Origin of the sequence: Flavobacterium sp. LAR06 (genome assembly GCF_041946075.1) — a bacterium.
GTDB lineage: Bacteria > Bacteroidota > Bacteroidia > Flavobacteriales > Flavobacteriaceae > Flavobacterium.
The window spans coordinates 94,420-109,878 of sequence record NZ_JAUTYT010000016.1 but is presented as its reverse complement, the minus strand read 5'-3'; the positions used below and the strand labels follow the sequence as shown (position 1 = coordinate 109,878).

Below are 15,459 nucleotides of genomic sequence, written 5' to 3'. Positions count from 1 at the left end.
GCCGTCTTTATGGACTTCACATCACAATACATTCTTTCCTGAGAACTTTACAACAGATCGAATTATGCTCTTTTCTGGGATTTTGATTCTTCTACACCCCTTTTTCCTCTTTATCACAAACGCACCAGGATACAAAAATTGCTTTTTCCTGCTTTTTCTTATACTATATAGTAGTAACAATTCTTTTGAAAACGACTCTCTAGGAAAAATCCTTTTTGGTGGGGTTCAACTACAAAAGATTGGAAGGAACAGCGAGAAACAGCTTCTGATTAAAAAACTAATTCTTCTCTAAAGAATCCTTCTTATATATTATAGTAGAAATTCACACTTATTAATACATATACAATAAATTTCAGCTGAAGTTTAGTTTTTCCTGTTCATCATAATTGGGAACTAGAAAAGTTAGCTCTCTAAAATAGATCAGACGTTAATCTATACTAGATTAAGATAATAAAAAAATAACCCTTAAACATTCTCAGTTCAAGGGCATAATTTTAAAACATTTTTAAAGAAAGACTATACTTTTACATTTAACATTAAATTTTCAATCTTAGAATACGGTATTTCTGGATTAGCTCCTGGTGCTTCAGCAACTAATGCTCCAACTGCACAAGCAAAATTAATAGCGTATTGAGGTTCTTTACCTGTAAGTAAGGAAGTAATTAAAGCGGCCAAAAATGAATCGCCTGCTCCTACTGTATCAGCAACTTCAACAGGATAACCACCGTTTTCGTAAATTTGCCCATCCCACATTAGCAAAGCACCGTGCTTACCTCTGGTGACACACATTGCGGTAACTTTAGTTCTTTCTGAAATAAAACGCATATTTTCTTCTAAACTGATAGATGACGACTTCATTGTTGCTGTAATCTCTAATAACTCTTCATCATTGAACTTAATAAAATCGGAAGCATGCATTAATTGTTCCAGCATTTCATAAGAATAATGAGGTTTTCTTAAATTAACATCAAAAACCTTATAAGCATGGGTTTGCAACAATTCTTCCAAAGACGCTCTTGATATCTTATCTCTACAAACTAAACTTCCGTAAATTAAGACATCAGCGTCGGAAGCTATCTTTTTAGCGAAATCGTTCAATTCAATTTTATCCCAAGCTGAAGGATAAGCGATTTCATAACTTGCCGAACCACGTTCATTCAATGTTACATTTACTAAACCAGTAGGAAAATCTTCTGATTTAACAATAGTATCTGTTTCCAGTCCTAAGCTTTTTACCTGATTGATAATTGCTTCTCCGTCTTCATCATTTCCTACGCAGCTAATCATAGCGACCTCACAACCGAATGTTTTCATACGTAATGCTACATTTAGAGGTGCACCACCAATCTTTTTCTCTTTGTCGAAAACATCCCAAAGCACCTCTCCGTAGGCCACTGCCTTAAGGTTTTTTCCGTTATTCATTCTAAAATTATTTTATATTAATGTTATTCTGGTTGTGTAATTTGCAGATTAGAAAAGGTACTATTTTGTCCTTCAGCAATTAATCCCCATTTGTTTTGTTCTCTACCGTAAACACGATTCGTCAAAGCTGCTTTGCCGTTAATGTAAAGTACTACAACGCTTCCTTCTGTAATTATTTCAACATCATACTTCGTATTTGTCTGAAATTGAAATGGCATGCGGGTTACCTCTTGTGAAATAGAATTATAACCTATTATTTTACCTTTTGCTATATCGAAAACAATCTTATAATAACTTCCGCTATCATTGGTATGAAAAACAAATCCTGTTGTTCCGGCATTATTTGATAAAGTGACTTCTGCTTTTATTCTGGCTTTCTTACCTGCGGATTTAAAAGTTACCATTGCTTTTTCTGCTTCACCCGATAAACTATAACTTCCATTATTTGTTGTCACATTTGCCGTGATTATATCAACCTCAGCTGTACGGCTCTTTTTAGAAAATAAATCTTTAACTGATTGCGGTGCATGTGCCCCCAGAGTTCCATCACCATTTTGAACCAATTCATGGATGACCATATTGCCTGCCCAATCTTTATTTCCAAGATCATTTTCAGGGGTTTTACGGGCATTCCATCCAAAAACATATCTTTTATTTCCGTCAGAAGCTGTTTTACCGGCATAAAAATATTCTCCGTCGATCATGTCATTTTCTGGTGTTGTCCAAGGTCCGTTGATAGAGGTTGCCATTCTGTAATGTGTTCCTCTATTACCACTCCAATTTTCAGAGAAAAACAAATACCAATAATTGCCCATTTTAAAGATATCAGCACATTCCATCATTAAATAATTCTCCTGAGGTGTTGTCGTATAAATGGGAGCCTGAACATCCCATTTTCCTGACGCAGGATCCGCACTTGTAAAATGCAATAAAACTGCTTTTCTTCCCGGCTCCGTTTGTGTGCTCACCAACATTGAATACTTTTTTAACTCATCATTATAAAACACATGCGGATCCCTGAAATCATAATTATAATATCCGGCCGGTGCTGTAATTTTAAAAGAAGGGACTTTTGTCCAATTTTTCAAATCAGAACTTGTGGCGCATAAAACGCTTTCTCTGGCATTGGATTGTATAAAAGCCGGAGTTTCATTGTGTCCTGTATAATAAAAGTAATAAAGATTACCCACTTTTACAACTGATCCTGTGCCAATGGCAAAATCAGGATCTGTTGTTTTTCCGTATGGAATCATTTGTCCTTCGTAGGTAAAATGAGCCAAATCGGTGCTTAAGTATTCATGAATATCGTGGAAACCTTTTCCTGCAGGTTTATTTTGCGCATCATGAAGGAAATAAATGTGAAATTTTCCATTATCAAAAAATGGCATAATATCACCTGTATAACCCGCACTGTAATATGGGTCATTTGCGCCCATCCATTGTGATGGCGGAACAGGAAAAATGCTTGTTATCTCAGAATTTCCTCCTGAAATAGAACCTCCCACATACGTATCGTCCTGACTGCACGAAACAAGCGAAAAGAAAATGGAAGCGATTGTTATTATATTTCTATATTTCATTTTTGTTGATTTCAAGATAGATTACTTTTTAGCTAAATAATTGATACTGTTTTGTGTCAAAATCTTGATATTGTTTATAAATTCGTTAGCCTGACTTGGTACACCGCTGCTATTGGCTTCATTGTACCAATCATAAGCACCCATCGAAATTACGACCACATTTTTATTAGTTGCAGTATTTGGAAACTCTGCTATAGTTACTCTTCCGTCAAGATTATTGTCCCAGGCCTCACTCGCTAAATTGGTTCCTCCTGTTTGGCTTCTCCAGCCTTCACCATTACCATAACCTCCCCATTCTGGCAAAAACCACCAAGCTGTATGATTTAAACGGAAAGTTCCGCCTTGGAGTAGATTGGCTTTCCCTGTTTCATAAGTTGCTAATCCCTCGAAAATTGGATGGCCCTCATGACCAACAAATGACATTCCCCAGGAATTTGCATCTACAAATCCGTTTGGAGGAAAATCTCCAAAAACATTATTCGGTCCTTTTCCTGAAGGAACAATTCCCAAAGCATCTACATATTGAGAGGCAAAAGAGGTCAAAAGTAAATTCCCTCCGTTAGATCTGAAGTTCTTTAAAGCTGTTGTGACAGCAGGTTTGTAGACAATTGCTGGTAAATTGGCTGCTGAATCAAAATGCCACCAGATTACATCAACATCGCTTAAATCCGCACCGCTTTCAACGCTGTTAAATGAAATATATTTCGCTCCGCTAAAAGTAGAAAAGAACCAATCGGCAGCCGCAATTTCATCCATATTTGTAATTTCAGCTCTCGTTGCAGCGGTTCCTAAGAAAGCAACAACTAAACCAGTTACCGGAACTCCCACATTAGCAGTATAATTCACGCTTTTTCCATTAGAGGTTATTACAAAAGTCACTGGGTTTGTAAAATCAATTGTCTGACCAGATGCAGGCGAAATGGAAACACCTTCTGTTAATTCAATAATTGGCTTCAAGGCCGTCAAATTGGTTCCTTCTGGCAGCGTCATGGTAATGGTTTTGCTAACATCGTTTACAGTCGCCGCAGTTCCATTTATGGTAAAACTTTTAATTGGACTTAAAACTACCGTCGTTACGGTATAGTCTTTAAATAAATTACCATTTACAACTCTAAACTTTACCGGATTTGTAAAATTGACTGGCGCTGTTACATCAAGATTTGATGTTGCTCCGGCTTGTAGGACTATTTCAGGTTTTACCGCTGTAATGTCAGATCCATAAGGCATCGTAAGATTAATATTTCCTGTTTTCTGATCAATTTTACCAGCTACTCCATTTATTTTAAAAGAAGTAACATTAGAAGGTGAATTGACATCAAAACCGCCACTCTCAAAACTGTTTTCGCAGGCAGTAATTGTAAAAACTACTGCCAGAAAGAAAGACACTTTTGTCCAATTTTTATATATAAATTTTCTCATGTGAATGTTCTTAAAATAGATTAATAACCAGGATTTTGTTTGTATAATCCCTGACTGAAATTAATTTGTTTCAACGGGATTGGGCAATACTCTTCTTTACCTTCATCAAAAAAGGCATCCTGATAATAGGTACGTTTTGTTTTTTCTCCTGCATAAAAATCATTCAATACCTGATCTGTCACTCCCCAACGAACTAAATCAAAGAAACGGCTTCCTTCCATAGCCAATTCTAAACGACGTTCAAAGCGCATAGCCTTACGGGCAAAATCCTGTGTCCAGTTGCAATTCACTCCGTCAACATAAGTATTGATTTTAAAGTTGTTCACATACGGAAGTCTTCCCGTACTTTGAGCAGCTCTTTCTCTAATTTGATTGATTAATGGTAGAGCTTCTGCTTGTCTTCCTAATTCAATCAAAGCTTCGGCACGCATTAAAATCACATCAGCATAACGAATCTGGATTCTGTTTTTTGAATTCCCGTAAAAAGGATCAATATTCACTACACAACTGCAGCTTGGCGCCACGTTTTCTTTTAATGAAGCAAAATAGCCATACGTGCCAGGAGATCTTACCCAAGCCTCAACGTATAAAAATTCAGGATCATACTTATAAGGTAAACCAGGCATCGCAACGGTGTGATACAATCTTGGATCAACTGTATTTGCATCGATATTTTTATAATCAAAATCCTGATTGTTATAGGTGTCAAATTCTGGTAAACCATTTGTACCCGTTTTAAAGGCATTTACTAAATTTTGACTTGGTTTATGAAAATCGCAGCATCCCAATCCTTGAGGAGTTGACAGGACATCTGAAAAATTTAATCTCCCATATAAAGTTCCGTCATTGTCTGAAAATTGAATTGAGAAAATAGATTCCGCTCCGTTTTCATATGTTCCCGGTAAAAAGTTATTTGCAAAATCAGGCTCTAAGCTTGCTTTTCCTATTACATTGTCTGTTGCTGCAATTACTTCCTGTAAATGCTGTGCATTGGTTCCTGTAACTTTATAAGTTTCGTCTTGTGTGTATGCCTGATACAGACGGGTTTTTGCCAAATAAGCGTAGGCTGCTTTTTTAGTAGCGCGACCCACTTGTGGCTGCGTTTCTGGCAAACCATCAGCGGCAGTCTGAAAATCTTCAGCAATTTTATTCCAAAGTTCTTCGTTTGAAAGTGCTTTGTTCGAAATCGTTTTATAATCTTCTACCGGAATATCCTCTGTGATATAAGGAACATTTCGGAACATAATTTTCAGCATAAAATAGAAATGCCCTCTTAAAAAACGCATCTCGGCCATACGGGTTTTCTTTAGCGGATAATCTGCTTCAGAAATTTGTTCTAATGCTTTCAAAGCTTTATTAGCTCTGGAAACCCCAACATAACTGATGTACCAAAAAGAATCTAATTCACCAAAATCTGGTCTGATATTATTCGAAACTTCAAAAAAGTGAAAATCCTGAATATCATTAGTTCCACTTCCGCCTTTGTAAGCATCATCAGAACGTACATTTCCAAATGGCCATAAACTATAAGGCGAATCATAATGATCATTTCCTAACTGCGCATAAGCTGCATTCATAAATCCTTCTACTGATTCCGGAGTTACAATATCTTCTTCAGACAACACGCCACGGGGATCATTTTCCAGAAAATCGGAGCAGGAAGCAAATAGCCCCAGTACTAAAAACCCTGTTATATATAGTAATTTTTTCATGTTTTTTTATTTAATCTTTTATTATAAAGTAAAATTAAGCCCCACTGTAAAAGTCGTTGGCTGCGGGTATCCAGATACTGCATTTGCAGCATTTTCAGGGTCTACACCAGTAAAACTTTTAGCATCAATAATCAGTAAATTTTGTCCACTGACATACAATCTGAAACTTTCAAAATTCATTTTTTTCAATAAATCTTTTGGTAGGCTGTATCCAAATTGCAGAACACGCAGTTTAAGATAGTTTCCGTTTTCTACATAATAAGTTGAAAATCTCGATTCTGCATTTCTATCAACTGTGGTTAAAGCCGGAATAGTAGAATTTGGATTATCCAAAGACCAGGCGTTAAGCAAGCGGGTTCCTTTGTTTGAACCTACATCATCCACACTCCAGAAATCAGTCTGGTATTTGGAATTATTAATTACATCAACATCACTTGCTCCTTCCCAGAAAGTGGTAAAATCCCAATTTTTATATCCTAGTCCTAAATTAAATCCATACAATAGACCCGGGTTTGGATTTCCAATCCAGGTACGATCTTTATCTGTTATGGTTCCGTCTCCGTTTAAATCTTTATAACGAATTCTCCCCAGGCCTTTTCCTTCCTGATTGGCCGAGTTATCAACTTCGTCCTGACTTTTAAATAATCCATCGGTAACATAACCATACATAGAGTTAATCGGGCGACCTAAAATATTATCATTTAATCCGTCTCCTCCATAATTATTTTTTACCTCATCAGGTAATTGTGTGATTTTATTTTTGTTTGCCGAAATATTTCCAGAGATATCATATTTCAATCCAAATGATGTTTCATCGTGATATCCTAAAGAAACTTCCCATCCTTCGTTTTCCATTGATGCTCCATTTACCCAACGATTTCCACCTTCACCAATTACTCCTAAATAAGGAGGTAAAACCAGGATGTCTTCGGTTTTCTTGATATAATAATCAACAGAACCGCTTAATTTTTGTTTGAATAATCCGAAATCTAAACCAATGTTGGTTTGCGTAGTGGTTTCCCATTTTAAATCATCATTTCCAGATTGCGTTGCGATAAAACCAGAAGGAAGTAATCCGTTTCCGTTTCCTGCAATGTCATAAGCAGTTCCGTAAGAAGTTGCCCAGGTTGGACTTCCACCTGCATAACTAGCCAAATACAAACTGTAAACGGCAGTATTACTGATTTCCTGATTTCCGGTCTGCCCCCAGCCTGCACGTAATTTTAAGTCAGAAAAGACAGGTGCATTATTTTTAATGAAGTTTTCATTGCTAATTCTCCATCCTGCAGAAACGGCTGGAAAAGTTCCGAACTGATTGTTTTTACCAAAACGCGAAGAACCATCACGACGAATTGTAGCTGAAAGCAAATAACGATTGTCAAACTCATAGTCCGCTTTTCCAAAATACGAAAGCAATGAATATACTGTTGAAGTTCCGCTTGTAAATGATTCTCCTGTTCCTGCATCTGGATACATATAATCAGGAGTTTCAATCAAAAAGTCATTTTTACGCAAAGTTGTGTTGTCAAAAACGTCTTTATACATCTCAGTTCCTGCCATTAAATTCAGATTGCTTTTTCCGAAATTCAGGCTGTAAATTGCTGTATTGGTCCATGTCCATTTATCACTTACTGACTCATCAATAGTCACAGATGTCTGATCGTTTTGTAAATACCCAGACTTATAACTTCTTTGAAGAGTACGTTTTTTATAAAATCCATAATCAATACCAAAACTGCTTTTAATATGAAGATTTTTGATAATTTCTAAATCGGCATACATATTTCCGAAAAGACGTAAATAATCATAGTTATTGTCTTTATTATATTCTAAAAGACGAACAGGGTTTTGTCTGTCATTCATTCCGCCCACTGGTCCGCCCCAGCCTTTTCCGTCAACCGTATGTACCGGAATAATCGGCAATGCACGGAGTGCCGGATCTAAAACTCCAGGATCAGTAACTTCATTGGTACGATTGAAACTAAAGTTTTCTCCAATAACCAGTTTACCATCAAAATATTTATAGGAACCATTCATTCTGGCAGAGATTCTTTCAAAGTCGGTTGTTTTCACAACACCTTCACTTCCATAATATCCCAAAGAAAAAACATAGTTCCCTCTTTCTGATGCATTTGAAACAGATAAATCATAAGATTCAGCAATTCCTGTTTGCGAAATGGCATCGTACCAATCTGTATTGGATGCTTTCAGGGTTTGATCTGCATCTAAATATTCAGGAACCAAAACTTTGTTTAACTGTGGTTTATTATTGTTCACTTCCCAATCAAATTGGTAACGCAGGTTATTGTTGTTAGGATTTAATCCATCATTGATATTCGCCTGCCATAAAGCCTGACCAAATTGATTTGCATTTAGCACTTCCAGCTTTCTTGAATAATCAGAAGTAGAAGTGTATGTACTAAAATTGATTCTCATTTTACCTTCTTTCCCTTTCTTGGTAGTGATGATAATTACTCCATTTGAAGCGCGGGAACCATAAATACTTGCCGAAGAAGCATCTTTTAAAACCTGAATAGTTTCAATATCATTTGGATTTAATTCGTGCATTCCTGATTTAGTCGGCATTCCGTCAATTACATAAAGAGGATCGGTGTTGTTTAACGTTCCTACACCACGAATTACCACTTTTGTATTTCCTCCACTCGGAGATCCGTCAGAGGAAACTTTCACCCCTGCCACTCTTCCCTGTAACGCTTTAATTGGGTTTGGTTCTGGTTGTTTCATGACTTCCTTCATGTTTACAACCGCAACTGCTCCGGTAATATCTGTTTTCTTTTGTTTTGAATATCCAGTTACAACCACTTCATTTAGTTGATTGTTGTCTACTTTTAATATTACATTTAGTGTTTTTTGTCCTTTTACGGGAATTGATTGTGGTGCGTATCCGATAAAAGAAATAACAATTACGGCATCTGAATTAATATTTCCGAAAGAAAAATTTCCATCAAAATCAGTAACTGTACTGGTTTTTGTACCCGAAATAAGTACAGTAGCTCCCGGAAGCGGCATTCCGTCGTCGGACGAAATTACGGTTCCTTTAATTCCGCTTTCCTGTGCTGTCAAAATCAGCATTGGAAAGAAGAAAAATAGAAAATAAATAATTTTACTTTTCATGAGGTTAGTGGTTTTTAGTTAGTTTATATTTAATTGGTTAATTACGAGGTTGCTCAATTCAACTCCTTCATTTGAAGAAACCGACAGGGAAGTAAATGGCTGGTTTGTGAAAAAGATTTCAGTAATTACTTTTTCGCCATTGTTGTAAAATATCTCAATGGATGTTTTGTCTAAAATGATTTTAAAAGCACCTTCTTTTTGATTTCCATCTAAAGCCGCTTTGGTAATTGTGGAAGCGAATTTGTCTGAGAAATCGTTTTTCCCTGCCTTCGAACGATCCAGAAATAAATAATGATCTGAATTATTTAATCCGAAAGTCAACACTTCTCCCGCTGCGTTTGAAAGCGAAATCGTATAAGTATCCTGTTTTAAGTTTTTTAAATTAAAATTGACAATGGCCTGGGTTAAATCAATTTTTCCTGGTTCTAAAATTGAAAGCTTTCCTTTTCCATTTAGATTTTTTCCTTTAATTGTTTTAGAAACATATTTATTGATTTCTTTTACCGGATTGCTAATCAGACTATAGTCAGTTCCATTTTTAATTAACTGAATTTCTCGGGCAATTGTAGTAGCACTTCTCCATGTATTAGTTGGTACTTGTTGTGCATAATCCCAGTTGGACATCCATCCAATAAACAATCGTCTCCCGTCAGCGCTCGGAACATTATTCCAGGTTACACCGGCATAATTATCTTTTCCGTAATCAATCCAAACGGCTTTTTCTTTTTCTACTCTTTTTGCAAAATTGGAATCTAGCGTAAAGGTTGTCCCATCAAAATCTCCAATAAAATATTGTGTTCCGGAACCTCCGTTGGCTCCGCCCGGATTTAAACTCTGAATTAAAACCCATTTGGTTTCACTTGTGCCTTGCACTTTTATCTCAAAGAAATCGGGGCATTCCCAAACACCTCCGTGAGCTCCGATATTTTTTCCAAAATCAGACAAGTACTCCCAATTTTTTAAATCTCTTGATTTGTAAAACTGAGATCGATCCTGAGCAGCTAAAACCAATATCCATTGTTTATGCGTTTCATCCCAGGTCGCTTTTGGGTCACGAAAATCACGAATTCCAGGATTTTTCACGACAGGATTTCCTTCCTTAAATTTCTGCCATGTAAAACCATTGTCATTCGAATACGCAATATCCTGCTGTTCAACATCTATTTTATTTTCTTTTTCTTTGGTCATATCATGCAGCGTATAAATCGCCACAATAGGAGCCGTTTTACCAGTGCCTAAACCTGAAGAATTTTTTGTATCTACAACAGCACTTCCCGAAAAAATATACTTATCGTTGTCGGGATAAATAGCAATAGGCTGCTCTTCCCATTTAACCAAGTCTTTACTAATTGCGTGTCCCCAATGCATTGGTCCCCATTTATTTCCATCAGGATAATGCTGATAGAATAAATGATAATAACCGTTTGCGTAGAACATTCCGTTAGGATCATTCATCCACCCTTCTTTTGGCGTAAAATGAAAATTGGGACGGTACATTTTTTCTTCTGAAGGAGTTGAAACTGAAACAGAAGTATTTTGTGCAACAGCTGAATATGGTTTACAGCCTGCTATAGATATTAGTATAGCACTATAAAATGCCAGCGGTAGATGTTTCTTTGATTTCATTTTTTTTGATATTTTTCTTGGTTAGATTTTCACTTAAAACTTCTAAGGATATTCCTTTAGTTTCTGGCATTATAAAAATTACAAACAGTAACTGCAGCACCATCATTAATGTAAAAATTAAGAATACGACTTCTGGACCTATTTCTGAAAACAACATCGGGATTAAAGAGGGAATAATGGCCGCTAAAACCCAGTGTACTGAACTTCCAAAAGCCTGACCCGAGGCACGAATATGATTTGGAAAGATTTCTGAGATAAAAACCCAGATAACGGCGCCCTGCCCAATGGCGTGAGAGGCGATAAATAAGAAAAGAAAAATAGGTACTGATAATCCTCCCCAATTGAAATAAAACGAAGCAGAGACCAATCCTAAAGAAATAATATATCCAATAGAACCAATGTACATTAACAACTTTCTTCCTAATTTGTCAATTAATGCTACTCCGATTAAAGTAAAGATAAGATTTGTAATCCCGATTCCGATACTGCTTAATAAGGCTGTGTTTTGCCCTAAACCTGCCTCTTCAAAAATTCTTGGTGCGTAATATAAAAAGGCATTAATCCCCGAAAACTGATTGAAAAATGCGATTAAAAAAGCCAGTATTAAAGGAAAACGGTATTTTTTCATGAAGATGTTTTCGTGTTTGGTCACACCATTTTCTCTTGAATCATCCATAATATCTTTAAGATTTGCAGACGGATCTATTTGAAACAACACTTTACGTGCCTCTTCGTCACGGTTTTTAGATAATAACCATCTTGGGCTTTCTGGAATTGTAAGTATAAAAAGAATATAAATAAAGGATGGAATTGCCTGCACTCCTACCATCCAACGCCAGGCATTTTCTCCAATATCTTTTAAAAAGTAGTTAGATATAAAGGCAACTAGAATTCCCAGTACAATATTAAACTGATATAAAGCTACTAAGCGTCCGCGTTTGTCAGCAGGAGCAATTTCAGAAACATAGGCAGGAGCAGCAATAGTTGAAGCACCAACGCCTAAACCTCCAATAAATCTGAAAGCAGCAAATACAAATGGATCATTTGCAAAAGCAGCACCTACAGCTGAAATGAAATATAAAATCCCGATCCAGAATAGTGTTTTTTTACGCCCTATCTTATTGGTTGGAATTCCTCCAAAAATAGCACCTACAACAGTTCCCCAAAGTGCCATTGCCATAACAACAGATCCGTGAAAAGCATCGGACGAATGCCAAAGAAGCTGTAATTGTTTATCAGCTCCAGAAATAACTACGGTATCAAAACCGAATAGAAAACCTGCCAGTGCAGCAGTAACAGACCAAATCAATATCTTATTCATTGTAGATGTATTAAAAACTTGTTGCTAAGATATCCGCAAAAAAAACAACTTATTTTTAATGATGTTACAATTTAATTCTACAAATACTGATGTATTGACATTTAAACAGAAAAAGCTTTATTTACAAGGGTTTACAAAGTTTAAAATTTATTCACGAAAACCGTGTAGTTTCGATTTTGTTACATTAGGTTTAAAATTGATACCTAATTTGTATCAATTTTAAAACATTATCCATTGGAAGATTTGTATTCCTTTGGTGAAATTCCAAATTTATTCTTAAAAGCTGTAGAAAAATAATTTGGTGAAGAGAATCCAAGTGAGTACGCAATTTCAGAAATATTCATATTATTAGACTTTAAAAGTTCTGCAGCTTTCTCTAATTTTACATTATTAATATGATCACTGATATTAATTCCGATAATCGCTTTTACCTTTCGATACAACTGAACCCTTGAAACCCCAAGTTTATCAGCTAAATCCTCAACAGAAAATTTAGAATTTTCGACATTCACCTTAATAATATCATTCATTTTTGTAATAAAGGACTGTTCCTGATTACCAAATTTAGACTCAGGCTCAATGCGATAAATATTATTGGTATAATAATATCGAAGTTTTTCCCTGTTGAAAAGTAAACCCGAAATGGATTGTTTTAAAATAGAAAGACTAAAAGGCTTTGTAAGATATTGATCTACGCCACTTTGCAGTCCTTTCAAAACAGATTCCTTATTGCTTTGAGCTGTTAAAATAATGATTGGAATATGTGACGAACGCAAATCCTTTTTCAATTCTTTGCTAATTTCATAACCGTCTTTGTCTACCAGGTTAATGTCACAAATGATAATATCCGGAACAATTTCCATTGCTTTTTCAATAGCATCGCTTCCGTCTGAAGTATGGACTATATATTCACCGGATAATTTAGCTTTTAAAAATGTGACTAAATCGACATTGTCTTCTATAACTAAAAGCGTATGCTTTTCTGATTCAGAAACTACATTTGCTTCATTTAAATCGGTTTCTATATCTAAATTATCTGTTATTAAATTTGGAGTTATGTTTAGATTTTCGGCTTTATTAATCATTTCAGAAGGCTGTAAATGACTATTTCCTTTTAGTAGAGTAATCGCAAATTCACTTCCCTGTTTTGATTTAAGTTCGATTGTTCCCTGATGTAACAGCACAAATTCTTTGGAGAGATGAAGCCCAATTCCTGAACTGTTTTTATTATTGTTTGAGGCCCTGAAAAAGGGATTAAAAACATTCGACAATTCATTTTCCGGTATTCCAATTCCGGAATCTTTAAAACTAATTTTAACTGTATTATCCTGATTTTCTATAATCGAAATACTAATTTTTCCGTTATCGGGAGTAAATTTAAAAGCATTGGAAAGCAAATTGAAATACACTTTATCCATGAGTCCTCTGTCGATAAAGAGTTCCATGTTTTTGTTTTTGCAAATAAGCTGAAAATCGATATTTCTACGGGCAGCTTCACCTTTAAAATTAGTCATTACTTCATTGGAAAAATCATAGATTTTAGTATTTGAAGCTCTTAAGGTAAATTTTTGCTCTTCAATTTTTCTAAAATCCAATAATTGATTTATCAATCTAAGTAATCGATTTGAATTTTTATGTATTAGTTTTACTTCATCAATAAGTGCAGTACCTTTAATTTTTTCGTTTTCAATTAATGACTCTACATAACTCATAATAAGCGTTATGGGCGTCTTAAATTCATGCGAAAGTCCGGTAAAGAAATTCAATTTTGCTTCATTGCTTCTTTGGGCAATTTTAGCCATTTCCTGAATTTCATTATTCTGATCAATTACGGTTTGATTAATTCTCTCGAGTTGTTTTTTCTTTCTTGAAATGGAAATAGTTGAGTAAATACTATAGATGGTTAAACTCAAAATAATCACTAAGAAAAAACTAAGTAAACGAACCAGGTTATTCTGTGAGGCATATTCTCTTTCCTGTACATTTATTGCTCCTTGTTGTGATTCGATAACGGCTTGCTGCTGATCAACCTTATCCATTTGATTCTCGATAATTTCAGCGTTATTGTTATCTATAACAATTGTGTTTAAGATATTGTTTTTAGAAATCGATTCTTTGCTATACATTTTAAGAGCCAACTTCAAGGCTTCGTTTCCTCCAGTCGGATATAAAATCGTTCCGTCTAAAACACCACTTTTTACTAATTCTATACCACCATTCACGGTATTCAATCCATCAACTCCAATAAATTTTATTTTATTTTCTAACCCAACGGTTTTAGCCGTTTCCCAGGCGCTTAAAGCCATACGGTCATTGTGGGCAAAAATATATTCCACGTCAGGATTTTGTAAAAGGATTGCTTTTAGTGGTTCTTTAACTGATTCTCCCTCCCAATCACCCTGAATCGTATTTTCAATTTGGAAACGCTTGTTTTCATTAATGATTTGGTCAAACCCAAGTTTGCGCTCGTACGCAGGAGATGAGCCGCTTGCTCCCGTAATTTCAATAATTTTACCCGAACCTTTACTGTGCGAAATAATATATCGGGCAGCAATTCTGCCAATTTCAATATTGTCTGCTCCAAGATAGGCGGTATAGTTTTCCCCATCAATTTTTCTGTCCACAACAAGAACCGGAATCCCTGCTTTTATAGATTTTTCTACTACTGCGGTTAGAGGTTTTGATTGAATTGGAGACACAATAATAACATCTACTTTATTAGAGATGAATCTTTCAATATCTTCAATCTGCTTCCCGATATTGTTATTAGCATCACTAATTTTTAAATCCACTTCAGGTCGTAACGAAGCTTCAATCTTAATAGAGCTATTCATTTGCTTGCGCCAGTCGTCGGTAGTCATGGCCTGAGAAAACCCGACTTTGATTTTATCTCCTTGTTTTTGTTTACAGGAAGTTAAAATTAGGGATGCCAAAAAAAGCATCAAAATATATTTTACAAATTGACACATGGGATTTTGAGTTTAATGAAAATGAATTTCGAAACTATCTTCTTGAAATAACGGTTGTCAAAATAATTAGGAAGGATTATTTTTATGACAAGCAAGAAGGAAATCTATTTGAAAAAGTAAAATTAAACTTTTATTTAATGTGTACAAATTTGGTGTCATATATTTAATCAATACATGTTTACTTATCAAAAGGGTAAGATTAGTTTATTAGGTTTTGCGGTGTAGTATAACATCTTTACGCTTACAAACTGCAGAATAAAATTCCGCTTAATCTT

9 protein-coding genes are annotated in these 15,459 nt (G+C 35.4%); 1 reads left to right on the top strand and 8 read right to left on the bottom strand.

The window, feature by feature from the left end:
* Nucleotides 1-292 (top strand): hypothetical protein (locus Q7C23_RS20290; RefSeq protein WP_375034209.1); only part of this gene is annotated, 292 nt, incomplete at its 5' end.
* 224 nt (nt 293-516) lie between these two features.
* Here the strand turns inward: Q7C23_RS20290 and Q7C23_RS20285 are convergent.
* The 8 genes from Q7C23_RS20285 to Q7C23_RS20250 all read right to left on the bottom strand — a co-directional run bounded on the left by Q7C23_RS20285 (nt 517) and on the right by Q7C23_RS20250 (nt 15,184).
* Entirely contained in the window at nt 517-1,422 is a 906-nt protein-coding gene (locus Q7C23_RS20285) for a carbohydrate kinase family protein (RefSeq protein ID WP_375034208.1), read from the bottom strand.
* Between the two features lie 23 nt (nt 1,423-1,445).
* On the bottom strand, nt 1,446-3,002 hold the full coding sequence (locus tag Q7C23_RS20280; protein ID WP_375034207.1) for a glycoside hydrolase domain-containing protein: 1,557 nt from the start codon (nt 3,000-3,002) through the stop codon (nt 1,446-1,448).
* 21 nt (nt 3,003-3,023) lie between these two features.
* The gene (locus Q7C23_RS20275; protein WP_375034206.1) at nt 3,024-4,421 is read right to left on the bottom strand and encodes a DUF4960 domain-containing protein; all 1,398 of its coding nucleotides are present in this window, start codon (nt 4,419-4,421) and stop codon (nt 3,024-3,026) included.
* 20 nt (nt 4,422-4,441) lie between these two features.
* Nucleotides 4,442-6,133 (bottom strand): RagB/SusD family nutrient uptake outer membrane protein, encoded by a 1,692-nt coding sequence (locus tag Q7C23_RS20270; RefSeq protein ID WP_375034205.1) that lies wholly within the window; start codon nt 6,131-6,133, stop codon nt 4,442-4,444.
* A gap of 21 nt (nt 6,134-6,154) precedes the next feature.
* Nucleotides 6,155-9,268, bottom strand: coding sequence for a SusC/RagA family TonB-linked outer membrane protein (locus Q7C23_RS20265; RefSeq protein ID WP_375034204.1), 3,114 nt, complete (start codon nt 9,266-9,268; stop codon nt 6,155-6,157).
* Nucleotides 9,269-9,286: 18 nt separating this feature from the next.
* Complete coding sequence (locus Q7C23_RS20260; protein ID WP_375034203.1) at nt 9,287-10,894, bottom strand: glycoside hydrolase family 32 protein; 1,608 nt, start codon at nt 10,892-10,894, stop codon at nt 9,287-9,289.
* Complete coding sequence (locus tag Q7C23_RS20255; protein ID WP_375034202.1) at nt 10,857-12,215, bottom strand: sugar porter family MFS transporter; 1,359 nt, start codon at nt 12,213-12,215, stop codon at nt 10,857-10,859. Before Q7C23_RS20255 ends, Q7C23_RS20260 begins: the two co-directional genes overlap by 38 nt.
* Nucleotides 12,216-12,442: 227 nt before the next feature.
* The gene (locus tag Q7C23_RS20250; RefSeq protein ID WP_375034201.1) at nt 12,443-15,184 is read right to left on the bottom strand and encodes a substrate-binding domain-containing protein; all 2,742 of its coding nucleotides are present in this window, start codon (nt 15,182-15,184) and stop codon (nt 12,443-12,445) included.
* Between the last annotated feature and the right edge of the window lie 275 nt (nt 15,185-15,459).